At 52.8% G+C, this 23095-nt stretch carries 20 protein-coding genes; 4 read left to right on the top strand and 16 right to left on the bottom strand.

The genetic code is table 11. The features are described 5' to 3' along the window. Nucleotides 1-184 precede the first annotated feature (184 nt). The 11 genes from treC to arcA form a co-directional block, all read right to left on the bottom strand. Entirely contained in the window at nt 185-1843 is a 1659-nt protein-coding gene (treC, locus tag EHN07_RS04670) for an alpha,alpha-phosphotrehalase (protein ID WP_124023034.1), read from the bottom strand. A 66-nt stretch (nt 1844-1909) separates the two neighbouring features. Beyond that, entirely contained in the window at nt 1910-3328 is a 1419-nt protein-coding gene (treB, locus tag EHN07_RS04665; protein ID WP_124023033.1) for a PTS trehalose transporter subunit IIBC, read from the bottom strand. A 124-nt stretch (nt 3329-3452) separates the two neighbouring features. Beyond that, complete coding sequence (treR, locus tag EHN07_RS04660; RefSeq protein WP_124023060.1) at nt 3453-4400, bottom strand: trehalose operon repressor TreR; 948 nt, start codon at nt 4398-4400, stop codon at nt 3453-3455. 266 nt (nt 4401-4666) lie between these two features. Then, nucleotides 4667-5053, bottom strand: a complete 387-nt coding sequence (ridA, locus tag EHN07_RS04655; RefSeq protein ID WP_124023032.1) for a 2-iminobutanoate/2-iminopropanoate deaminase — start codon at nt 5051-5053, stop codon at nt 4667-4669. 65 nt (nt 5054-5118) lie between these two features. Further along, a complete protein-coding gene (pyrI, locus tag EHN07_RS04650; RefSeq protein WP_124023031.1) occupies nt 5119-5580 on the bottom strand; it encodes an aspartate carbamoyltransferase regulatory subunit in 462 nt (153 codons plus the stop codon). A gap of 17 nt (nt 5581-5597) precedes the next feature. Then, nucleotides 5598-6530 carry an aspartate carbamoyltransferase gene (pyrB, locus tag EHN07_RS04645; protein WP_124023030.1) on the bottom strand — a complete coding sequence of 311 codons (933 nt, stop codon included), beginning with the start codon at nt 6528-6530 and terminating at the stop codon, nt 5598-5600. Nucleotides 6531-6787: 257 nt separating this feature from the next. Next, nucleotides 6788-7267 carry an arginine repressor gene (locus EHN07_RS04635; protein ID WP_244202351.1) on the bottom strand — a complete coding sequence of 160 codons (480 nt, stop codon included), beginning with the start codon at nt 7265-7267 and terminating at the stop codon, nt 6788-6790. A gap of 175 nt (nt 7268-7442) precedes the next feature. Then, on the bottom strand, nt 7443-8846 hold the full coding sequence (locus tag EHN07_RS04630; protein ID WP_124023027.1) for a YfcC family protein: 1404 nt from the start codon (nt 8844-8846) through the stop codon (nt 7443-7445). A 69-nt stretch (nt 8847-8915) separates the two neighbouring features. After that, entirely contained in the window at nt 8916-9920 is a 1005-nt protein-coding gene (gene argF / locus EHN07_RS04625) for an ornithine carbamoyltransferase (protein ID WP_124023026.1), read from the bottom strand. Nucleotides 9921-10039: 119 nt separating this feature from the next. Beyond that, entirely contained in the window at nt 10040-10951 is a 912-nt protein-coding gene (arcC, locus tag EHN07_RS04620; protein WP_124023025.1) for a carbamate kinase, read from the bottom strand. Between the two features lie 16 nt (nt 10952-10967). Further along, nucleotides 10968-12188: an arginine deiminase gene (gene arcA, locus EHN07_RS04615; protein WP_124023024.1), complete on the bottom strand. Its 1221-nt coding sequence runs from the start codon at nt 12186-12188 to the stop codon at nt 10968-10970. Between the two features lie 669 nt (nt 12189-12857). Between arcA and EHN07_RS04610 the strand changes: the two genes are divergently transcribed. After that, on the top strand, nt 12858-13310 hold the full coding sequence (locus EHN07_RS04610; RefSeq protein ID WP_124023023.1) for a NanQ anomerase/TabA/YiaL family protein: 453 nt from the start codon (nt 12858-12860) through the stop codon (nt 13308-13310). A gap of 43 nt (nt 13311-13353) precedes the next feature. Here EHN07_RS04610 and argF (EHN07_RS04605) read toward each other — a convergent pair whose 3' ends face one another. Further along, nucleotides 13354-14361, bottom strand: a complete 1008-nt coding sequence (gene argF, locus EHN07_RS04605) for an ornithine carbamoyltransferase (protein ID WP_124023022.1) — start codon at nt 14359-14361, stop codon at nt 13354-13356. 163 nt (nt 14362-14524) lie between these two features. Here argF (EHN07_RS04605) and rraB point away from each other — a divergent pair, with 163 nt between their 5' ends. After that, the gene (gene rraB / locus EHN07_RS04600; RefSeq protein WP_124023021.1) at nt 14525-14950 is read left to right on the top strand and encodes a ribonuclease E inhibitor RraB; all 426 of its coding nucleotides are present in this window, start codon (nt 14525-14527) and stop codon (nt 14948-14950) included. A 60-nt stretch (nt 14951-15010) separates the two neighbouring features. Here rraB and EHN07_RS04595 read toward each other — a convergent pair whose 3' ends face one another. The 4 genes from EHN07_RS04595 to pepA all read right to left on the bottom strand — a co-directional run bounded on the left by EHN07_RS04595 (nt 15011) and on the right by pepA (nt 20599). Beyond that, nucleotides 15011-15514: a GNAT family N-acetyltransferase gene (locus tag EHN07_RS04595; RefSeq protein WP_124023059.1), complete on the bottom strand. Its 504-nt coding sequence runs from the start codon at nt 15512-15514 to the stop codon at nt 15011-15013. Between the two features lie 137 nt (nt 15515-15651). Then, nucleotides 15652-18507, bottom strand: a complete 2856-nt coding sequence (locus tag EHN07_RS04590) for a valine--tRNA ligase (protein WP_124023020.1) — start codon at nt 18505-18507, stop codon at nt 15652-15654. A 6-nt stretch (nt 18508-18513) separates the two neighbouring features. Next, complete coding sequence (locus EHN07_RS04585) at nt 18514-18972, bottom strand: DNA polymerase III subunit chi (protein WP_124023019.1); 459 nt, start codon at nt 18970-18972, stop codon at nt 18514-18516. 115 nt (nt 18973-19087) lie between these two features. Next, a complete protein-coding gene (pepA, locus tag EHN07_RS04580) occupies nt 19088-20599 on the bottom strand; it encodes a leucyl aminopeptidase (RefSeq protein WP_124023018.1) in 1512 nt (503 codons plus the stop codon). 277 nt (nt 20600-20876) lie between these two features. Between pepA and lptF the strand changes: the two genes are divergently transcribed. Next, a complete protein-coding gene (gene lptF, locus EHN07_RS04570) occupies nt 20877-21980 on the top strand; it encodes an LPS export ABC transporter permease LptF (protein ID WP_124023017.1) in 1104 nt (367 codons plus the stop codon). Continuing rightward, nucleotides 21981-23060 carry an LPS export ABC transporter permease LptG gene (gene lptG / locus EHN07_RS04565; protein ID WP_124023016.1) on the top strand — a complete coding sequence of 360 codons (1080 nt, stop codon included), beginning with the start codon at nt 21981-21983 and terminating at the stop codon, nt 23058-23060. Nucleotides 23061-23095 lie beyond the last annotated feature (35 nt).

The raw sequence follows: 23095 nt of genomic DNA, 5'->3' as shown, positions 1-23095 counted from the left end.
AATATATGGGGGCGGGATGCATTTTAAGGTCTATATGTAGTGATTTGCATCAAACAAGTTTGCGATTTTATTGATGCAGGACAAGGTAAATCGGGCGTAGCAGGAGGGATGGGCAACAAGGACAAATCTTAAAATTTTGGAGAAGAGATCTCCCTCAAAATAAGAGGGAGAAATTGAGGGAAGTTTAACCTTGCAACCAGTAAACCGCTTCAAATGGCCGTAAACTCATGTCACCCGGTTCACCCGCAGCATCACAATAGTTGCTCATCAGCACATCCCAGTCGCCGGTGAAGGCTTCCGGCATCCACCATTGATTTTCGCGGCTGAGATTGGCGGCAACCACCAGCGTTTGTCCCTGCCATTCGCGGCGGTAACACCATAAATACGGATGCTCCGGCAGCAGGTCCTGATAGTTTCCCCAGGTGAAGACCGGGTTAGCCTTGCGCAGCTTAATCAGTTTTTGATAGGCGTAAAATACGGAGTCCGGGTCATCGATCGCGGCTTTAGCATTGATGCTCTGGTAGTTATCGCACAGGTTTATCCACGGCGTACCATCAGTGAATCCCGCATGTTCACCCTCATCCCACTGCATCGGCGTACGGCTGTTATCGCGTGATTTACCGGCAAGAATCGCCAGCAAATTGTCGCTATCCCGGCCCTGGGCGCGCAGCTCGGCGTACATGTTATGGCTTTCCACATCGCGGTAATCAGTGATGCGTTTGAAGTGTGGATTGGTCATCCCCAACTCTTCGCCTTGATAAATGTACGGCGTGCCCTGCATACCATGTAGCACCATCGCCAGCATTTTTGCCGCCGGAACACGCAGTTCGCCTTCATCACCAAAGCGCGACACGATGCGCGGCTGGTCATGGTTGCACCAGAACAGCGCATTCCACGCCACGTTATGCATCCCTTGCTGCCAGTGGCTGAAAATGGCTTTCAGCGCCACGTAATCAGGTGCGGCCAGCGCCCATTTTTGCCCGCCCGGATAGTCCACCTTCAGGTGGTGGAAGTTAAACGTCATCGACAGTTCATTGCTGTTGAGCGCCGCATATTGCTGGCAGTTATCGAGCGTGGTTGATGACATTTCGCCTACCGTCATCAGTTCGCGCGGCACAAACACATCGCGGCTGAACTCTTGCAGATATTCATGAATACGCGGCCCGTCGGTATAGAAACGACGCCCGTCGCCGCCTGCAATATCACAGGGGAAATCCTGATCCTTAGAAACCAGATTGATCACATCAAGACGCAAACCGTCCACGCCGCGATCGGCCCAGAATTCACACACTTTTTTCAGTTCAGCGCGAACCTGTGGGTTTTCCCAGTTGAGATCCGCCTGCTCAGGCGCGAAAAGGTGCAGATAATACTGGCCGCTTTCCGCATGCCAGCGCCAGGCGTTGCCGCCAAATTTAGAGCGCCAGTTATTGGGTAAAATTTCCGGGGTGCCGTCACGCCAGATATAAAATTCGCGGTAGGGGCTCTCTTTATTGAGCGCCTCATGGAACCAGGCGTGCTGTGTGGAGGTATGGTTAAACACCATATCCAGAATAATGCGGATGCCGCGCTCATGGGCGCCGGCGACTAACAGATCAAAATCATCCAGGGTGCCATAGGTGTGGTCGATGGCGCAGTAGTTCGCCACGTCATAGCCGTTATCCACCTGCGGTGAGACATAAAACGGCGTCAGCCAAATGGCATCAACGCCCAGCAGTTTGAGATAGTCGAGACGCTTAATCACGCCAATCAAATCACCGGTGCCGCTGCCGGTGGTATCCTGGAAACTCTTCGGGTAGATCTGGTAGATGACACCATGCTGCCACCAGGGAGGAGTTGTATTCATATTACGGGTCCCGAATATAAGGGGCCGCACCGGGCCCCTGGTAAAACACACCAAACCTGAAGCGAACTACACCACCAACAACGTGCCCTGACGGTGATTACGCTTATACATAACGCTGGTCAACACGATTGGGATCGCCACCGCAGTCAGCATCGCCAGGGAATAAACCTGCCAGTAACTCGGCTGAATGGACAGAATGCCAGGCAGCCCGCCAACGCCAATCCCGTTCGCCATCACGCCGCTCAGGCCGCACAGCAAGCCTGCCAGCCCTGAGCCAATCATCGCGCACAGCATCGGGAAGCGGTATTTCAGATTGATGCCGTACATCGCCGGTTCGGTGACGCCGAGGAAGGCGGAAATCGCCGCCGGAACTGAAATCTCACGTTCGTTATGCTTGCGGCTGCAAATGATGATGCCAACCACCGCCGATGCCTGAGCAATGTTCGACAGCGCAATCAGTGGCCACACCGGCGTACCGCCCATGCTCTGAATCATCTGCATGTCGATAGCGAGGGTGGTCTGATGCACCCCGGTAATCACCAGCGGGGCATACAGGAAGCCAAACAGCGCGGCGCCAACCGGGGCAAAACTTCCGGTCATCAAATGGCGAACCGCAAAGGCCACGCCATCACCAATCCAGCGACCAAACGGGCCGATAAACGCATGGGCCAGGAATACCGCCACAATCAGGGAGCAGACCGGCACTACTACAAGATAGAGGTAATCTGGCACGATGCGTTTCAGACGCGTCTCAATCATCCCCAGAGCCAGACCTGCCAGCAGCGCCGGGATCACCTGCGCCTGGTAGCCCACCTTCTCGATGGTAAACAGGCCAAAATTCCAGACCTCAGGAATTTTGCTACCCAATTCATAGGCATTCATCAACTGCGGTGACACGAGTGTGACGCCCAGTACAATCCCAAGGATAGGTGTTCCACCGACTTTTCGCACCGCTGACCAGCAAATACCCACCGGCAGATAGAAGAAGATCGCCTCGCCAATCAGCCATAAAAAGTCATAGATGGATTGCAGTGCAGGGTACATTTGCGCAAGCGTCTGCCCGTTGCTCATTGGCAGATCGCCAATCACGTTACGGAAGCCGAGGATCAAACCCCCGCTGATTAACGCGGGTAGCAGAGGGAAGAAGATCTCTGCAAAATGGGAGATTGTGCGCTCATGCCATTTCATATTCTGGCGTGCCGCGAGTTTCGCCTGCTCTTTGTCTGAATTGCTGTGGCCGCTGGTGGCGATCAGCGCCTTGTAGTAATCACCCACTTCGGGGCCAATCACCACCTGGAACTGCCCGGCATTGGTAAAGCAGCCTTTGACCATCGGCAGCTCTTCAATCTCTTTTGGCCGGGCAATAGCGCTATTGTTTAAGACAAAACGCAACCGGGTAATACAGTGGCTGACGGTGGCGATATTCTCCCGCCCGCCGACCAGCTCAATCAGCTGGTCTATGTCCTGTTGTTTCACTTTGGCCATGATGATGTTCCGCAGTAGTGAGTAGGGGTATCTGGCTGCAAGGTTATCTTTTAATCTTTTTCACTAAAATGGGAACGTTCCCGAAACCGGGTGACGATCACAATAAACCGTGAGGAGCGGGGGATTATTGTAATGAACTGGGGATCACTATCTGGCGCAGATCGCAGGAGTGGGTGATTTGGCCGATTAGCTGTCTGGCGGCCTGACGTCCGGCTTCGGCGTAACCGGGATCGACGGTAATAATCTCGGGGTGGAGGAATTTCATCAGCGGCGTGCTTCCCACGCTCGCCAGCTGCAAGGCGCCGAGCGGCCGTTGCTGCAAATACTTACTGGCACCCAGCGCGAGGGTATCTGTGGCGCAAACCAGCGCGCTGGTTTGTGGGGTCAGCACTTCAGCAACGCGATCGTAGCCTTGTTTCATCGCCAGACCCGGCAAAGAGAAGTTGGGCGTCAGCGCGTGGCGCTGGCAAAAAGCGAGATACGCCTGGTGGCGGCGTAAACCTGTGGTCACATCACTATGGGGGACGCCAAGGAAGCTGATGTGGCGATGGCCTTGCTCATAAAGACGCGACATTAAGATATTGATTGCCCCTTCGTCGTCATAACACACCGAGGCAAACCCTTTGGCATCCCGCGCCATCAGCACCATCGTTGACTGCCACGGCTGCAAAATCTTTTCGTTAATGCCGGTGAAACCAAATAAAATCACGCCGTCGATATTGCGCCGTTGCAGGACGCCAAGATGTTCTTCAACCAGTTTTGGGGAAAACTGACTTTCCATCATGATCGGATCGTAACCCTGCTCGTACAGCGACGGCAGCATGGTTTGCACCGCCAGGTTTTCTGATAGCGAGTCCAGGCGCGTCACGATAATGGCGACGACTTTATCGCTCTGCCCACGCATCGCGCGCGCCGAACGGGAAGGGGAAAACCCCTCTTGCTGCATCACCGCTTCCACGCGTGCTCGCGTACGGGCGCTAACCCCGCTTTCATTATTTAAAACACGAGAGACAGTCGATTTACCTACGCCGCTTAAACGGGCGATATCTTTTATCGTGAGGCGGCTTTGCATAGTGATGGTTTTCCCGGCAATCAATTGCTTATCAGAGTACGGCAGCCCAACGATATCACAATGGAAAAAATCTGGTTTACGTGAGGTTAATATTTGCCGCCATACAAAGCCCGCGGGCATGAGATTAGCGATGGCGAAGGTTGGCTTGCCGTTCCCGGCGGTGGGAAACGCTTTGCTGAGGCGGCACAAACGTAAGCCGGGGCAATTGTTGCGAGCGTAAAGCAATAACTGTATTAAGGCCGCGAGAGCGGCCCTGGATAGAATCTTTAGCGGCGAACGGCAATCGCTTCGATCTCAATCTTCACATCTTTAGGCAGACGAGCGACTTCCACGCAAGAGCGCGCAGGGAAAGTAGCATGGTGCTCATTAAAGAAGGCTTCGTAAGTGGCGTTGACGAGAGCAAAGTCGTTGAGGTCTTTTACGAAAACGGTAGTTTTAACGATATCGCCCACTTTCAGGCCGGCCGCTTCAACAATCGCCTGCACGTTTTCCAGAGACTGGCGCGCTTGCGCTGCCACATCTTCCGGCACGCTACCGGTTTTCGGATCGACCGGGATCTGGCCCGAGGTGATGATCATGCTGCCAAGATCAACGCCCTGAACATAGGGGCCGATAGCTGCTGGTGCGTTTTCGGTGCTGATGGTACGAGACATGAGAACTCCTCTGAATGGTTTTAAAGCTCCGCCCATTATAGAGGCGAGAGCTTTAGCAGCAACGTTTAATCCGCCAGCACAACGTGGTGGGCAAACTCTTTTTCACAGTATTTGCATTTGAGGCTGATGGTCTCGTCGCGTTTTTTCACGGCAAACGATGAGTGAACCGGTTCACTACGGCTGATGCAGTTGGTATTCGGGCACACCAGCACTTTATCGATGCGTGAAGGCAGGCTTGGTTTGCTCTTACCCACCACTTCATATTCGTCAATACGGTTCACGGTTGCGTGCGGGGCGTACAGCGCCAGTTGGTTAACCTGCTCATCCGTCAGGAAGGTATTTTCAATTTTGATCAGGTCCTTACGGCCCTGCTCGTGAGAAGGCAGGTTCAGGCCAATGGTGATACGCTGGTCGGTTTCCGTCAGCTGGAACAGGGTCAGCAGCTTAAAGCCAACCTGTGCAGGAATATGGTCGATAACCGTGCCGCGTTTAATCGCTTCAACTTGTAATTTGTTGTCGTGTGTCATCTTAATTTTCCTCTCACTCAAACCAGTTCCGGTTGCAAAACTAACGCCAGCAGTGCCTGGCGGGCGTAAATGCCGTTGCCTGCCTGCTGGAAATACCAGGCGTGGGAAGTCTTATCGACATCCGTGGTAATTTCATCCACGCGTGGCAGCGGGTGCAGCACTTTCATGTTTTCGCGGGCATCAGCAAGGTCTGCGGCGCGCAGCACAAACTGCGCCTTCACGTTGGCGTATTCCGAGGGGTCGAGGCGCTCTTTCTGCACGCGTGTCATGTACAGAATATCCAACTCAGCTACCACATCATCGATGCCTTCGTGACAGCTCCACTCAATGCCTTTTTCGTCCAGCATATCGAGAATGTACTGCGGCATAGCCAGCGCATTGGGGGCGATAAAGTAGAAGCGATTACCCTCGAATTTCGCCAGCGCCTGCGCCAGTGAATGCACGGTGCGGCCATATTTCAGGTCACCGACCATGGCGATATTCAGGTTCTCCAGACGGCCCTGCGTCTCCTGAATGGTGAACAGATCCAGCAGCGTTTGCGTTGGATGCTGGTTGGCACCGTCGCCCGCATTGAGCACCGGCACACGGCCTGAGAACTCTGTCGCCAGACGCGCGGCCCCTTCCTGTGGGTGGCGCATCACAATGGCGTCGACATAGGTGCTGATAACCGAAATGGTATCGGCCAGCGTTTCCCCTTTTTTGCCCAGCGAGGTATTGCTGCTGTCTGAGAACCCGACCACCGACGCCCCCAGACGGTGAATGGCGGTTTCAAAAGAGAGGCGCGTGCGCGTTGATGCTTCAAAGAAACAGCTGGCAACAACGATGTGTTTCAACAGTTCGGGTTGCGGATTCGCTTTCAGTTTTGCCGCGGTAGACAACACCAGTTCAAGTTCTTCACGACTGAGATCGTTGATGGAAATGATATGTTTTTGATATAGGGGGTTAGCCATGTTTATCTCCTGCTCTCGGGCGTCGGGCAAAAAAAAGCCCCTCAACGAGGGGCCTTTAGAATGGGTTGCAGCAACGGAAAGAAAACAGGCTAGCGCCGTCTTGCAGACGACGTGGTGTGGCATTTTTTTGAACACACTGGACCATGCTTCCTCCCGGCAAATTGTGGCGCATTATACGCATCTCAAAGGACACTTCAAGCGATTAATTCACAACTTTTTAGCGTTAGCAATCGATTGCTGTGAATATTTATCCAGGGTTAATGCAATCCAAGGGCCTGCACTATACGCCGATGTACCTGCGCGGTTTTCTGCACTTCACGTGGCGCAATCCACACGATACTGCTGCCCGCAACGACCCCTAAAATTTCCGGCAGGGCGTGATAGTCAAGAATTCTGGCCACGGCACGGCCGTATCCGTGAGCGGTGTGAATAAGGACAAATTCGGCATTATGCTCCACGCTAATCACCATCTCTGCCACCGAACGTGCGGCATCTGGCTCGGGTTGGGATTGCGGGTTTAATGCATAAATTTTCTGCCCTTTGGCGTTGCGCATTTTGATAACGTCGAGCAGTTTTAACAGGCGGGACACCGTTGATTGGCTGATATCGTTATAGCCGTGGCGCCGTAAATCCTGGCGGATCTCTTCTTGTGAAAAATAGCTCTTATGTACGATAAGTCTCTGGCAAAGGGCGAGTTGACCTTGTTCTTTGTCTGAGGTTACGTTGGAAACCCTCATAATATTCACCATTCCATGTGTTATTCAGGTTAATAATTTACGCGATGGATAGTTTTAAACTGTTTACTGGATCGTAGTTTTACTTTTTTGTTAGATAACAAGTAGTAAAACAAGGCGTATTTCGCTATTCACTCAGGTTCTGCCACCGCTAACCTGAGTGAAATGTCGCAGCCCGTTATAACATGGTGCCAATACTCAGGGTCGCCATTACCAGCACGGTCAGGATGCCGAGCAGCGGAGCGACCCATTTGAGCCAGCGCATATAGGGCACGCGGGCAATGGCCAGGCCCCCCATGACTACCGCAGAAGTCGGTGTGACAAGATTGACGATGCCGGATGCTGATTGATAGGCGGTGACGATTAAATCGCGGCTAACACCGGCAAAATCACCCAGCGGCGCCATAATTGGCATGGTCAAAACCGCCAAACCTGAAGATGAAGGCACCAGGAAAGAGAGCACCACTTCCAGCCAGTACATCACGTTGATAAACATGACGCTCGGGAGGCCCGCCACCAGACCTTCGGCGCTATGCAGAATGGTATGGGTGATCATACCTCTGTCCATAATCACCACGATCCCACGAGCGATACCGATGATCAGCGCCACGCCGAGCAGATCGCGCGCGCCGTCAATAAAGTTACCGGTGATCTCTTCTTCGCTCATGCGGGCGATTAGCCCGACAACAATCGCTGAGCCGAGGAAGACGGCGGAAATTTCTGCCATCCACCAGCCCAGAACCGAAACACCATAAATCATTACGGCGAAGGCGAGGGTAAAGATTGCCAGCACAATTTTGCGAGTGGTGGTGAACTCAAGGGCGTCTTGTTTTCGGTTACGCAGGAACCAGGCGCGATCTTCTTCTAATTTATCAGCGACCAGCGAGCGGCCTGGATCTTTACGTACCATGCGGGCATAGCGCATGACATAAGCGACGCAGATAAACCAGCCGACGACTAACATCGCAACGCGTAGCCCAATACCATGGGTAAAGGGAATGCCTGCGGCGTTAGCGGCAATAACGGTAGCGAAAGGGTTGATCGTGGAGCCGAGCGTTCCGATCCCGGCGCCGAGTAATATTGTGGCTGCCGCAACCACCGGATCAAAACGGGCGGCAATCATGACGGGAACTAACAGGGTATAGAACGGAAGTGATTCTTCGGCCATGCCATAGATAGTGCCGCCTGCGGCAAATAGCCCCATCAGGATTGGGATCATCCACTCTTCGCGGCCGCGTAGTCGTTCTGTTACACGTTCAATACCGGCATCAATGGCTCCGGTTTTTGTCACGATCCCCAAAAAGCCACCGATGATCAGAATGAACAGCGCAACATCAATCGCACCCGCTTCGTTGGTTTCATGGTTATACAGGCCGTTAATCGGTGCCATCAGTACGTTGACTAACCCTTGTGGGTTGGCGGGAACGTTCTGATAAGTGCCCGCTACCGGAACTTCTTTGCCCAACACCTCATTCATTGCCATATCGTATTGACCTGCGGGGACGACCCAACTCATTGCAGCGACCAGGGCAATTAACACAAACAGGATGGTGTAGGCTGAGGGGAACTTGAATTTAGTCATGGTTCAGCTTCCTTATGAACTTCAGGGTAGGGATAACCGGGGAAGGTGCCCCGGTTATCCTCCTGCTAACTACTCGCCAAGCGTGGCAACCATTACTGCTTTGATGGTATGCATGCGGTTTTCGGCTTCGTCGAAGACGATGGAGTTTGGTGACTCAAAGACTTCTTCTGTGACTTCCAGTCCTTTAAGGCCGTAGGTTTCTTCGATTTCGCGGCCCATCGTGGTGTGCTCGTTATGGAACGCGGGCAGGCAGTGCATAAATTTCACCTCGGGATTGCCGGTGGCATTCACCACTTGCTGATTGACCTGGTACGGCGTCATCAAACTGACGCGTTCAGCCCACGCCTCTTTTGGCTCACCCATCGATACCCACACATCGGTGTAGAGGAAATTGACCCCTGCGACCCCTTCTTCCACGCTGTCGGTCAGCATGATGCGAGCTCCTGTTTGCCTGGCGATAGCCTGGCATTGCTCAACCAGGGCGCTTTCCGGCCAGAAAGCTTTTGGCGCCACAAGGCGGATATCCATCCCCATTTTCGCCGCCCCGACCATCAGCGAGTTGCCCATGTTATTGCGGGCATCGCCCAGGTAAGCGAAGGAGAGTTGATTGAGTTTTTTACCCGGCGAATGCTCAAGCATGGTCATTAGATCGGCCAGGATTTGCGTTGGGTGGAATTCGTTGGTCAGGCCGTTCCACACCGGAACTCCGGCAAATTCACCAAGCTCTTCAACGATAGCCTGGCCAAAACCGCGATATTCGATGCCGTCATACATGCGGCCCAGAACGCGTGCGGTATCTTTCATTGACTCTTTATGGCCAATCTGCGAGCCGCTTGGGCCGAGGTAAGTGACCAGCGCGCCTTGATCAAAGGCGGCGACCTCAAATGCACAGCGGGTGCGGGTGGAGCTTTTTTCAAATATCAGCGCAATATTTTTGCCGACCAGGGTTTTCTTTTCAGTCCCGTTATATTTTGCGGCTTTCAGTTGCAGAGCCAGGTCGATCAGATGCTGGATTTCTTCAGATTTGAAATCGAGAAGTTTCAGAAAATTGCGGTTTTTCAAGTTGATAGTCATTTTAGTTGTCCCTTTGATTATTGATTTTTTTCCCCTCACCCCGGTCCTTTCCCCCAGTTGGGGGAGAAGGTCGTACAGTCCTCCTCCAGGAGAGGGTGAGGGTGGTTTAAACTCAACGCTCACTCGCGAATCAGCGTCCCTTTCTCACCGGCCAGAATCGCCGGGCCATCCTCAAGCGGCCCAATTCCCGCAATCCCGTGGCACTGCGCCACGAACTTGCTACAGGCGGCAACTTTTGGCCCCATCGAACCGGCATCAAATACCATGGCGTCTAACTCTTGCGGAGTGATTTGAGAAATTGGGCGTTGCGTTGCGGTGCCCCAGTCGAGATACACCGCATCAGTATCGGTGAGAATAAGCAGGGCGCTGGCTTCAATCTGGCGTGCCAGCAAGGCCGCTGAAAGATCCTTATCAATAACGGCTTCAATACCGTGTAAGCCACCGGTTTTTTCTACCACCGGCACACCGCCGCCGCCGTTACAAATCACCAAATGGTCACGCTGGATGAGTGCAGTAATCGCATCGCTTTCTACGATGCGCATCGGCTGAGGTGACGGCACCACGCGGCGGAAATAGTGGCCGTCGGCTTTTACTGTCCAGCCTTTTTCCGCAGTCAATATGTCGGCCTGCGCCTTGTCATACACCGGGCCGATGTATTTGGTCGGGTTCTGGAACGCAGGGTCGTTTGCATCCACTTCAACCTGCGTCAGCAGCACGCTGACTTCGCGGTTCGGCAGCTGGTTTTTCAGCGACTGTTGCAGCATATAGCCGATCATTCCCTGGCTTTCCGCCCCCAGAATATCCAGCGGATAGGCGGCTACTTTGCTGTAAGCGCTGTTTTGTAATGCCAGTAAGCCCACCTGCGGCCCATTACCATGCACCAGTACCACGCGCCATTGTTCGGTTAATGCGGCGATAGTTTTTGCTGCGATATCAATATTCTTACGCTGGATATCCGCTTCCAGTGGCTCGCCGCGTTTTAACAGCGCATTACCGCCCAGAGCGACGACGAGAGTGGGTTTTATCTTCATCCTGAAACTCCTTATCTCAAATTCCATCACGCTCTAATGGGCAGCTCATGCAGCGTGCGCCGCCGCGACCGCGGCCGAGTTCGTCACCTGGAATTGCCAGCACGGTGATACCGGCTTTATCATATTTTTCGTTGGTCCAGATATTGCGCTCGTAGCCGATCACGACTCCTGGACGCACGGTCAGGACGTTATTGGCGTCATTCCATTGCTCACGTTCGGCTTCAAACGCATCGCCGCCGGTGGTAATCAACCGAACCTGGTCAATTCCGAGCGCCACTTCAATGGCGTGCAGCAGGTGCGGCTCCTGATGACGCTTAATGCCGCCGCGCCCGTCTGGTGTCAGCGTCCAGCATTGTGAATCTTTACGCACTACTTCGGGATAAACCGAGAAAGTATCCACATTGATATGCGTCATAACCGTATCGAGGTGCATGCAGGAACGGTGTTTTGGTAATTCAACGGCAATAACGCGGGTCGCCTGCTGATGCTTAAATAAAGATTGAGCGAGGAACTCGACACCCTGTGGCGTGGTGCGCTCAGACAGGCCAACTAATACCGCACCACGACCAATAACTAATACATCACCGCCTTCAATAGTGGCGTGATCGTAATTAATGTTTTCATCGCCATAATATTTAATGAAATCACCATTAGCGAATTTTTCGTGCCAGCGATAAATAGCTCTTAAATTATTTGTTTCGCGTTGGCGAGCACGTTTAGCCATTGGGTTGATTGACACGCCATTATAAATCCAGCAAGAGGTGTCACGAGTAAATAAATGGTTCGGTAATGGCTTTATGATAAAGTCAGAGGCCTGATGAATATCCACCACCATATTGCTTACATAATTTGGGATTTCACTGTAAGTCAGGCCGCCACTCAGGCGTCTTGCCAGCTCACGGTGCGGCATATCCGCCAGCCAACTGCGAACGTCAGAGGCGAAAGTGGGGCCTAAACGGTAATCGGAAATTTGTGTTTCAAGCAACCAGTCTTTTGCTTCGCGATTATCTAAAGTCTCAGTAATGAGATCGGTTAATAATAAAACTTCGACACCTTGCTGGCGTAAATTATTGGCGAATATATCATGCTCGGCACCCGCACGCTCTACGGATAAGACATCGTCAAACAATAATTCCTGGCAGTTTGATGGCGTTAATCTTTTCAGGCTGAGGTTGGGGCGGTGCAGCATAACGCTACGTAATTGACCAATTTCTGAACCGACAAAATGTTTGTCCATAATTATTCCCTTAAATTACTCTGAAAAATATCTCCGTGGCTCAAAGGATTCCTCTCCCTTGACCAGATATATTTGATAACTTAACTCGGGGCCTATACTAAAATCATTGCAGTTATTTAATGTGATATTTGTCACGCGTTGTGGTGCCAGGTAAATAAATGGGGAATTAATTGATAAAAGTCTGAATATTGATGATAAATAAAATGACCATGGTGAATAAAAACCGGGAATAGCGATTTTTTATTTAATGAGGGGAAATTCATAGAATCATGAAATAAAAATAATGTCATATATGTAATTGAAAAATAAGGTTTATTTTTAATGGTGAAATGCTTATGCAAAATCAACTATTAATTATTTTAAAAAAAACAATCTGGCAGGGATAATTATTTTCGAATTTGCACTATTTTACGAAGTGTAAACTGTGAGCGATAACCGTATCTTAGATATTTATTGTTATAAAGCAACGTGTTGCAGAGGTTGCAATGTCCGTCTGTTTTGCATTTATGTTGTATTTGTGAATAAAAACCCAAAAATTATCCCTGAGATGTGAAAAATTTTTAGATAACTATGCGTAAGTGCAGAAATCCGGCGGAAAGATCTGGTCGTTTGAAAAATTTGGTCGTATAAAACAACTATTGAAACGGTGTTTTAAAAAAGGAAAGAAAAATGATTATTGGTAACATCCACGCATTACAGGATTGGCTCCCTGAACAACTGCGCCAGGCCATTGAGCATGTTAAGCAGCACGTCACCCCAGAAACCCCGGTGGGCAAGCATGATATTGATGGCAACCGTCTGTTTATGCTGGTTTCTGAAGACTCCACTCAGCCAATCGAAGAACGTCCGGCTGAATTCCACCAGCGTTACCTGGATATCCAGATCGTGATGCGCGGCGTGGAAGGGATGACGTTTAGCTGCCTGCCTGCGGGTACGCCGGAAAAGGACTGGCTGGCTGATAAGGACATCGCGTTCCTGCCTGCGGGCGAGCAGGAAAAAACCCTCGTATTAAACGAAGGGGATTTCGTGGTCTTCTATCCTGGTGAAGTTCACAAACCGCTGTGTGCCGTAGATAAGCCTGCCACCGTGCGTAAAGTTGTCGTGAAAATGCTGATGGCTTAACAGCTGAACAGGGCGGATGGTTTAAACCATCCGCTATCTTTGATTAAATATCCGCAAGCGTCGCGACCATCACGGCTTTAATGGTATGCATCCGGTTTTCAGCCTGGTCGAATACCACGCTACTGGCCGACTCAAACACCTCATCGGTCACTTCCATTCCCCCGTGCATGCCGTACTGCTCAGCCATTTGTTTGCCCAGCGTTGTCTGGTCATCATGGAAAGCAGGCAGGCAATGCATAAACTTCACGTCTGGATTATCGGTTAATGCCAGCATCCTGCTGTTAACCTGATAAGGACGTAACAGATTAATGCGCTCGGCCCATTTCTCTTTGGCCTCGCCCATGGATACCCACACGTCGGTATAAATGAAATCGGCCCCTTTTACGCCGGTGGCGACATCTTCCGTCAGGGTTATCTTGCCACCGTTATGCGCGGCCAGCGCCTGACATTCGGCCACCAGTTTTTCATCCGGCCAGCAGGCCTGTGGTGCCACCAGACGCAGATCCAGCCCGGTTAAGGCCGCCGCCTCCAGCATTGAATTGCCCATGTTATTGCGCGCATCGCCAGCATAAACCAGCGTCATCTGCTGGAAGGTTTTACCCGGCAACTGTTCCTGCATGGTCAGCAGGTCCGCCAGCAATTGCGTGGGGTGAAACTCGTTAGTCAGCCCGTTCCATACCGGCACTCCGGCATACTGCGCCAGCGTTTCAACCACTTCCTGACCAAAGCCGCGATACTGAATACCGTCGTACATTCTGCCTAAAACACGCGCCGTATCCTTAATTGATTCTTTATGCCCAATCTGGCTTCCGCTTGGGCCGAGATAAGTGACGCGAGCGCCCTGGTCAAATGCGGCAACTTCGAAAGAGCACCGCGTACGGGTCGAGTCTTTTTCGAAGATGAGCGCGATGTTTTTTCCAGCAAGACACTGAATTTCAGTGCCTTTTTTCTTGTTATTTTTTAGTTTGCTAGAAAGAGCGAGTAGTTCATGAAGCTGGGCAGGGGTGAAATCCAGTAATTTCAGAAAATGCTTTTGATAAAAGTGACTCATATTTCCCTCGCATGGCATACACTGTTTATTGAATATAAATTCAATTTATATGTATGGATATTCATTTGCAACCCCGTGTGTAAAAACTTTGCCGGGAAAGGTGGAGGCAATCTCTGCCGTGTGTGAAAATAGCAGCATCTGCCGACAAATTGAGGGAAAGGCCATGGCAAATCCAGAACTGCTCGAAGAACAACGCGAAGAAACGCGCCTGATTATTGAAGAATTACTGGAAGACGGCAGCGATCCTGACGCGCTGTACACCATCGAGCATCACCTTTCCGCAGACGATTTCGAAACGCTTGAAAAAGCCGCTGTTGAAGCGTTCAAAATGGGTTACGAAGTCACGGACCCGGAAGAGCTGGAAGTGGAAGAGGGCGATACCGTTATCTGCTGCGACGTACTGAGCGAAAGCGCGCTGAAGGCCGAGCTGCTGGATGAACAGGTGGAACAGCTGCTAAACCTTGCCGAGAAATTTGGCGTTGAGTACGACGGCTGGGGCACTTACTTCGAAGATCCGAATGGCGAAGAGGGTGATGAAGGCGATGACGACGATGTCGTTGACGAAGACGACGACGGCATTCGCCACTAGGTTCCCCGTGCAGCGGCTCCCCACCGCTGCATTTTCCGACCCATCAACAGGATGGCAAGGCTACAGCGATTTCAGCATCCGCACTTCACAATCCACGTGTCCGGTACAGCCCAGCGGTTCGCTGATGTGCTCAAAACCTAAACGTTGATATAGCGCGATGGCTTCGGTCAAAAAGGCCGTGGTTTCCAGATAGCAGCGTTTAAACCCTTCAGCACGCGCGAAATCCATCGCCTGGAGCGCCAGCCGTTTTGCCAGTCCTTTACCCCGCACCGTAGGCAGGAAATACATCTTTTGCAATTCACAAATATCCGGTTCGCTACAGGTTAATGGCGCAACGCCGCCGCCACCCACGACTTCCCCATCCAGCTCTACTACCCAGTAAGCATGGCCCGGCTGGCTGTAAACCTGATAAAGCTCATCGAGATTGGGATCTGCTACGGTGTAGCCTTTATCAGCCGTTAAGCCGTATTCAGCAGAGACTTCACGGATAACACGAGCGATAGCCGCGTTGTCCTGGGCGGTTATCCGGCGCAGTGCGATTTTAACCGGAGCAGTGATATTCATCATATGACTCGTAAGATCTGGTGGAACATAAGCCGAAGTTAATAGCACTCCAGCTGGGCTGGCGCAAGGGAGGATATTGCAATCAGCGACAAAAAAAAGCCGGGAAGTTTCCCGGCTTTTAAGGTCAGCTAACGCGCTTACAGAGCAGCGATAGTTTCTTTTTGCTCAGCCAGCTTCGCTTTCGCTTCACCGCAGGCAGCCAGACGTTCGCGCTCTTTGGCGACCACGGCTTCTGGCGCGCGCGCCACAAAACCTTCGTTAGAGAGCTTGTTTTCGATGGCGGTAATTTCAACATCCAGCTTCGCCATCTCTTTATCCAGACGCGCAAGCTCGGCGGCTTTATCGACCAGGCCTGCCATCGGGATCAGCAGCTCTGCACCGTCAATAATTTTGGTCACCGAAACCGGGCCTTTATCCTCAACCGGCAGAATGGTGATGCTTTCCAGACGCGCCAGGTTTTGCAGGAAGGTGCGGTTGTCGGTTACGCGACGGATAGCCTCTTCGGTACAGCCGCGCAGCAGCACTTCCAGGCGCTTGCTCGGCGCGATGTTCATTTCGGCACGAATATTACGCACCGCGGTGATCACATCTTTCAGCCACTCGGTATCCGCAAACGCCGCTTCATCGTCCTGGTCGCTGTTATACGCCGGGAACGGCTGCAGCATGATGGTATCGTCCGTGATGCCTTTGAAGGTTTTCACGCGCTGCCAGATGGTTTCAGTGATGAACGGAATGATCGGATGCGCCAGACGCAGCAGACCTTCCAGCACGTTAATCAGCGTATTACGCGTGCCGCGCAGTTCCGCTTCAGTGCCGCTGTTCATCACCGGCTTGGTCAGCTCCAGATACCAGTCACAGAACTGGTTCCAGGTGAATTCGTACAGAATGTTGGCAGCAATATCAAAGCGATAGCTGTCCAGCGCTTCACGGTACGCTTTCACCGTGCGGTTGAATTCCGCCAGAATCCAGCGGTCTGCCAGCGACAGAACCATTTCACCGCCGTTAAAGCCGCAATCCTGGTCTTCGGTATTCATCATCACGAAGCGGCTGGCGTTCCACAGCTTGTTACAGAAGTTGCGATAACCTTCCAGGCGCTTCATGTCCCAGTTGATATCGCGGCCGGTAGAGGCGAGTGCCGCCAGCGTAAAGCGCAGCGCATCGGTGCCGTGCGGTTCGATGCCGTTCGGGAACTGCTTCTCGGTGCGCTTGCGGATTTTCTCCGCCAGCTGCGGCTGCATCATGTTACCGGTACGCTTCTCGAGCAGATCTTCCAGCGAGATACCGTCAACCATATCCAGCGGATCGATAACGTTACCCTTGGACTTGGACATTTTCTGCCCTTCGTCGTCGCGGATAAGACCGGTCATGTAGACGGTTTTAAACGGAACCTGCGGCTTGCCGTCTTCGTCTTTGATGAAGTGCATGGTCAGCATGATCATGCGCGCAATCCAGAAGAAGATGATGTCGAAGCCGCTGACCATCACGCTGGTCGGGTGGAAGGTGCGCAGCGCTTCGGTGTTCTCAGGCCAGCCGAGCGTGGAGAAGGTCCACAGACCGGAAGAGAACCAGGTATCCAGCACGTCTTCGTCCTGGTTCAGTACAACGTCATCGCCCAGGTTGTTTTCCGCGCGTACTTCGGCTTCGTTGCGGCCAACGTAAACGTTGCCTTCGGCATCGTACCAGGCCGGGATACGATGACCCCACCACAGCTGACGAGAGATACACCAGTCCTGAATATCGCGCATCCAGGAGAAGTACATGTTTTCGTACTGTTTCGGCACGAACTGAATGTCGCCTTGCTCAACCGCTTCAACCGCCACTTTCGCCAGCGGTGCCGTACGCACGTACCACTGGTCGGTCAGCATTGGTTCGATAACCACGCCACCACGATCGCCGTAAGGAACGGTCAGATCGTGGGGTTTGATCTCTTCCAGCAGACCCATTTCATCGAACGCAGCAACCACGGCTTTACGCGCCGCGAAACGTTCTAATTTCTGGAACTGAGCTGGGATTTCATTGCTATACACATCGGCTTCTTCGCCGTTGGTATCGAACACTTCTGCCGCTTCGCGGATATCACCGTCGAAGGTCAGAATGTTGATCATTGGCAGCGCATGACGGCGGCCAACTTCATAGTCGTTAAAGTCATGTGCAGGCGTGATCTTCACGCAGCCGGTGCCTTTTTCCATATCGGCGTGTTCATCGCCAACGATCGGAATAAGACGGTTAACCAGCGGCAGCACCACAAATTTACCGATCAGATCTTTATAACGCGGATCTTCCGGGTTCACTGCTACGCCGGTATCACCGAGCACGGTTTCCGGACGCGTGGTGGCGACAATCAGATAATCTTTGCCGTCAGCGGTTTTTGCGCCGTCAGCCAGCGGATAACGCAGGTGCCACATGGAACCTTTGGACTCGCGGTTTTCAACTTCCAGATCGGAAATTGCCGTGCGCAGTTTAGGGTCCCAGTTGACCAGGCGTTTACCGCGATAAATCAGATCTTCTTTGTACAGGCGAACGAACACTTCTTTCACCGCGTTGGACAGGCCTTCATCCATGGTGAAACGCTCGCGCTCCCAGTCTACGGAGTTGCCAAGACGACGCATCTGACGGGTAATGGTGCCGCCAGACTCTGCCTTCCACTGCCAGATTTTGTCGATAAAGGCATCACGGCCATAATCGTGGCGTGTTTTCCCCTCTTCGGCGGCAATTTTGCGCTCAACGACCATTTGCGTTGCGATGCCGGCGTGGTCGGTGCCCGCCTGCCACAGGGTGTTTTTACCCTGCATGCGCTGGTAACGGATCATGGTGTCCATGATCGTCTGCTGGAAGGCGTGACCCATATGCAAGCTGCCGGTAACGTTCGGCGGCGGGATCATGATGCAGAAGCTTTGCTGGCTGGTGTCGCCATTTGGCTTAAAGTAGCCCTGCTGTTCCCAGTGCTCGTAAAGCGGCTGTTCGATATCTTGCGGGTTATATGTCTTTTCCATTGTCTGCTATGTTGTTCCCGGCGCGGTATGCGTCGCCGTAGTCAAGTGGAAACCAGCAACGCGGTACGCCTTATAGCGATCGCGGGCCAGTTGTTTTTGAGTGTCTTCGTAAGGTACGAAGTCTATCACTTCATGGAAAGCGGTGGCAAAATCTGCGAACTGCGGCAGCAGGCTAATCAGCACATCGCGCGGTGAGCTGCCACGACGCTGCGGCCAGGCCAATTCTACCGGGGCACCGTAACGTGGCCCTTCACCGGCAAGATTATGCGGCACAAACGCGTGTGCATCCCGCTGCCAGAGCGCTTCATCCAGACGGATAGCCTGTTGTTCATCAACACAGGCAATCAGCAGGCGTTTCCCTGCGCGAAAGTTTTCTGCCGCCAGTTCACAAACCAACGCTTCAACGGCGCTCAACTCGCCGCAGGGCGTGTCGTTATCGAGCAGGTAGAACGTCGCGTTTTTCATTAAGCCAGCTTTTAATTTTCATGGGGTTTCCCCCTTATCCCGGCCTTCCCCCAGGAGAAGGAGAAAACCGGCCAATCCCCTCTCCCGGGGGAGAGGGCCAGAGTGAGGGCGCTGATTACTCTTCGCCGTTAAACCCTGAACGATTCAACAGGAATTGCGACAGCAGCGCTACCGGGCGGCCGGTCGCACCTTTGGCTTTGCCAGAACGCCAGGCGGTGCCGGCAATATCCAGGTGCGCCCAGTTGTACTTGCGGGTAAAGCGCGACAGGAAGCAAGCCGCGGTAATCGCACCACCTGGACGGCCACCAATGTTGGCCATATCCGCAAAGTTAGATTCCAGCTGTTCCTGATACTCGTCGCTGATTGGCAGGCGCCATGCGCGGTCACCGGCTTGCTCAGAAGCCCCAATCAGCTCGTGGGCCAGCGGATTGTGGTTAGACATCAAACCGGTGATGTGATGGCCCAGGGCAATCACGCATGCGCCGGTCAGCGTCGCCACGTCAATGACCACTTCCGGTTCGAAGCGTTCGACGTAAGTCAGCACATCACACAGCACCAGACGGCCTTCCGCATCGGTGTTCAACACTTCCACCGTCTGGCCGGACATGGTGGTTAGCACATCACCCGGACGATAAGCGCGCCCCCCAGGCATGTTCTCACAGCCCGCCAGCACGCCGGTTACGTTAATCGGCAGGTTAAGTTCGGCCACCATACGCATCACGCCGTAAACGGAAGCCGCACCGCACATGTCGTATTTCATCTCGTCCATGCCTTCGGAAGGCTTGATGGAAATACCGCCGGAGTCGAACGTCAGACCTTTACCGACCAGCACGATTGGCCGCATCTCAGGATCGGCGCTGCCTTTATATTCGATAACGGACATCAGCGATTCGTTCTGGGAACCATCCCCCACCGCGAGATAGGAGTGCATACCCAGCTCTTTCATCTGCTGTTCGCCAATCACGCGAGTCACTACGTTTTTGCTGAAAGCATCGGCCAGCTGGCGTGCCTGGGAGGCCAGATACGCAGGGTTACAGATGTTGGGCGGCATATTGCCAAGGTCTTTTGCCGCTTTAATACCGGCAGCGATGGCCAGACCGTGCTGGATCGCGCGCTCGCCGCTGGTCAGTTCGCGGCGGGTCGGCACGTTAAACACCATTTTACGCAGCGGCCGACGCGGTTCGCTTTTGTTGGTTTTCAGCTGGTCGAAGCAGTACAGCGACTCTTTTGCCGTTTCTACCGCCTGGCGTACTTTCCAGTAAGTATTACGGCCTTTCACGTGCAGTTCGGTCAGGAAGCAGACGGCCTCCATCGATCCGGTATCATTCAGAGTATTAATGGTTTTCTGAATAACCTGCTTATACTGCCGCTCATCCAGCTCACGCTCTTTGCCGCACCCAATCAGCAGAATGCGCTCGGAGAGCACGTTCGGAACGTGGTGAAGCAATAAAGTTTGACCGGGTTTCCCTTCAAGCTCCCCACGGCGTAAAAGCGCGCTGATGTAGCCATCGCTGATTTTATCGAGTTGTTCGGCGACCGGGGACAGGCGACGCGGTTCAAAGACTCCCACAACGATGCAGGCACTACGCTGTTTCTCGGGGCTACCGCTTTTTACACTGAACTCCATGCACTACGCTCCTGAATCTTAAAGACAACGGCGGCAGCTACAGCTAGAATTACAAGCTTTCGTAACTCATCTCCGCGGTTGCGATGACTTCGTGTTAATCTTACGAGTATGTTTTTTTACCGTTTAGGCAACGTCATGTAAATTGCCCCGCACCAGTATGCAGGCGGGTTTTTTAATCTTAGCGATGTTTTCGACGACTCAAGAGAATAAATGACGTATAAGCGATGAAACAAGCGATTTTCCTGCAAAAAGACTCGTTTTCACAGGCGTATTTAATGTGATAATCATAAGATATCTGGTTCGGGAGACGCTCAAAAGCCAACTTGCGATCCTCTTTATCCTGCTGCTGATCTTCTTTTGTCAGAAGCTGGTCAGGATCCTCGGGGCGGCGGTTGACGGCGATATTCCGACAAACCTCGTACTTTCTCTGTTGGGGCTAGGCGTGCCTGAAATGGCGCAGCTCATCCTGCCGCTTAGCCTTTTCCTGGCGCTGCTGATGACGCTTGGCCGACTGTATACCGAAAGTGAAATCACGGTAATGCATGCCTGTGGCTTGAGTAAAGCGGTGCTGATCAAAGCTGCAATGATTCTCGCACTCTTTACCGGCGCCATCGCGACAGTCAACGTGATGTGGCTTGGCCCGTGGTCCTCTCGCCATCAGGACGAAGTGCTGGCTGAAGCTAAGGCAAACCCCGGTATGGCCGCACTGGCCCAGGGGCAGTTTCAGCAGGCCACCGATGGGAACTCAGTGCTGTTTATTGAAAGCGTTGACGGCTCAAGCTTTAAAGAGGTTTTCCTTGCGCAGCTGCGCCCGAAAGGTAATGCCCGGCCATCGGTAGTGGTGGCTGATTCCGGCCATTTATCCCAGCGCCCTGATGGTTCGCAGGTGGTGACGCTCAATACCGGGACCCGTTTTGAAGGAACGGCGCTGCTACGTGATTTCCGCATTACCGACTTCCAGGATTACCAGGCGATTGTCGGGCACCAGACCGTAGCGCTTGACCCTGATGATTCCAGCCAGATGTATCTGAAAGCGCTGTGGTCAAATGACTCTCCGAACGTGCGTGCCGAGCTGCACTGGCGTTTAACGCTTATCGTGGCCGTGGTGATGATGGCGCTGATGGTGGTGCCGCTAAGCGTGGTCAACCCTCGCCAGGGGCGTGTGCTTTCCATGCTGCCGGCCATGTTGCTGTATCTGGTTTTCTTCCTGCTCCAGACCTCGCTGAAATCGAATGCGGCGAAGGGGAAAATCGATCCGATGATTTGGCTATGGCTGGTTAACCTGGTTTATTTTGTCATCGCGATTGTGCTCAATGTGTGGGATACGGTGCCGATGCGCCAGCTACGTGCGCGCTTTAGCAAAACTCGAGGAGCGGCATAAATGTTTGGTGTTCTCGACCGTTATATCGGTAAAACCATCTTTACCACCATCATGATGACGCTCTTTATGCTGGTGTCGCTGTCGGGCATTATTAAGTTTGTCGACCAGCTGAAGAAGGCCGGGCAGGGCAGCTATTCGGCGATGGGCGCAGGCGTGTACACGGTACTTAGCATTCCAAAAGATATCCAGATCTTCTTCCCGATGGCGGCGCTGCTTGGGGCTTTACTGGGGCTGGGGATGCTGGCGCAACGTAGCGAGCTGGTGGTGATGCAGGCTTCCGGCTTTACGCGTCTGCAAATCGCTCTGTCGGTGATGAAAACCGCCATCCCGTTGGTGCTGTTAACTATGGCGATTGGTGAGTGGATAGCGCCACAAGGCGAGCAGATGGCGCGTAACTATCGCGCGCAACAAATGTACGGTGGCTCTTTGCTCACTACGCAGCAGGGGTTATGGGCGAAAGATGGCCAGAGCTTTGTCTATATCGAGCGCGTAAAAAGCGATAACGATCTTGCTGGCGTGAGCATTTATAGCTTTAACAAAGAGCGCCGTCTGCAATCGGTGCGTTACGCCGCCTCTGCGCAATATGATGTGGAGCATAAGGTATGGCGCCTGTCTCAGGTTGATGAATCAAACCTGAGCAATGAGAAGCAAATTACCGGCGCTCAGACCGTGAGCGGCGAATGGAAAACCAACCTGACACCAGACAAGCTGGGTGTGGTGGCGCTGGACCCGGACGCGTTGTCGATCAGCGGCCTGCACAACTATGTGAAATATCTGAAATCCAGTGGGCAAGATGCCGGGCGCTACCAGCTCAATATGTGGAGCAAAATCTTTGCCCCCGTCTCCGTGGCGGTGATGATGCTGATGGCGCTGTCATTTATCTTCGGCCCGCTGCGTAGCGTGCCGATGGGGGTACGTGTCGTCACCGGTATCAGCTTTGGTTTTGTGTTCTACGTGCTTGACCAGATTTTCGGCCCGCTAAGCCTGGTGTATAACATCCCGCCGGTTCTGGGGGCGTTACTCCCAAGCGCCAGCTTCTTCCTGATTAGCCTGTGGATGATGATGAAGCGTTCAGGCTAAGCGCTTGAGATTGATGGGTGGGTTTATCCACCCAT

The sequence above is a fragment of the Buttiauxella warmboldiae genome (assembly GCF_003818135.1).
Lineage (GTDB): Bacteria > Pseudomonadota > Gammaproteobacteria > Enterobacterales > Enterobacteriaceae > Buttiauxella > Buttiauxella warmboldiae.
The sequence above is the reverse complement of the archived record's forward strand: the minus strand, read 5'-3'. Positions and strand labels throughout refer to the sequence as shown.

What these genes read in the sequence shown, in the direction of transcription:
- treC (WP_124023034.1), bottom strand. Translation starts at nt 1,843, where the DNA reads ATGAATACAACTCCTCCCTGGTGGCAGCATGGTGTCATCTACCAGATC.
- treB (WP_124023033.1), bottom strand. Translation starts at nt 3,328, where the DNA reads ATGGCCAAAGTGAAACAACAGGACATAGACCAGCTGATTGAGCTGGTC.
- treR (WP_124023060.1), bottom strand. Translation starts at nt 4,400, where the DNA reads ATGCAAAGCCGCCTCACGATAAAAGATATCGCCCGTTTAAGCGGCGTA.
- ridA (WP_124023032.1), bottom strand. Translation starts at nt 5,053, where the DNA reads ATGTCTCGTACCATCAGCACCGAAAACGCACCAGCAGCTATCGGCCCC.
- pyrI (WP_124023031.1), bottom strand. Translation starts at nt 5,580, where the DNA reads ATGACACACGACAACAAATTACAAGTTGAAGCGATTAAACGCGGCACG.
- pyrB (WP_124023030.1), bottom strand. Translation starts at nt 6,530, where the DNA reads ATGGCTAACCCCCTATATCAAAAACATATCATTTCCATCAACGATCTC.
- EHN07_RS04635 (WP_244202351.1), bottom strand. Translation starts at nt 7,267, where the DNA reads ATGAGGGTTTCCAACGTAACCTCAGACAAAGAACAAGGTCAACTCGCC.
- EHN07_RS04630 (WP_124023027.1), bottom strand. Translation starts at nt 8,846, where the DNA reads ATGACTAAATTCAAGTTCCCCTCAGCCTACACCATCCTGTTTGTGTTA.
- argF (WP_124023026.1), bottom strand. Translation starts at nt 9,920, where the DNA reads ATGACTATCAACTTGAAAAACCGCAATTTTCTGAAACTTCTCGATTTC.
- arcC (WP_124023025.1), bottom strand. Translation starts at nt 10,951, where the DNA reads ATGAAGATAAAACCCACTCTCGTCGTCGCTCTGGGCGGTAATGCGCTG.
- arcA (WP_124023024.1), bottom strand. Translation starts at nt 12,188, where the DNA reads ATGGACAAACATTTTGTCGGTTCAGAAATTGGTCAATTACGTAGCGTT.
- EHN07_RS04610 (WP_124023023.1), top strand. Translation starts at nt 12,858, where the DNA reads ATGATTATTGGTAACATCCACGCATTACAGGATTGGCTCCCTGAACAA.
- argF (WP_124023022.1), bottom strand. Translation starts at nt 14,361, where the DNA reads ATGAGTCACTTTTATCAAAAGCATTTTCTGAAATTACTGGATTTCACC.
- rraB (WP_124023021.1), top strand. Translation starts at nt 14,525, where the DNA reads ATGGCAAATCCAGAACTGCTCGAAGAACAACGCGAAGAAACGCGCCTG.
- EHN07_RS04595 (WP_124023059.1), bottom strand. Translation starts at nt 15,514, where the DNA reads ATGAATATCACTGCTCCGGTTAAAATCGCACTGCGCCGGATAACCGCC.
- EHN07_RS04590 (WP_124023020.1), bottom strand. Translation starts at nt 18,507, where the DNA reads ATGGAAAAGACATATAACCCGCAAGATATCGAACAGCCGCTTTACGAG.
- EHN07_RS04585 (WP_124023019.1), bottom strand. Translation starts at nt 18,972, where the DNA reads ATGAAAAACGCGACGTTCTACCTGCTCGATAACGACACGCCCTGCGGC.
- pepA (WP_124023018.1), bottom strand. Translation starts at nt 20,599, where the DNA reads ATGGAGTTCAGTGTAAAAAGCGGTAGCCCCGAGAAACAGCGTAGTGCC.
- lptG (WP_124023016.1), top strand. Translation starts at nt 21,981, where the DNA reads ATGTTTGGTGTTCTCGACCGTTATATCGGTAAAACCATCTTTACCACC.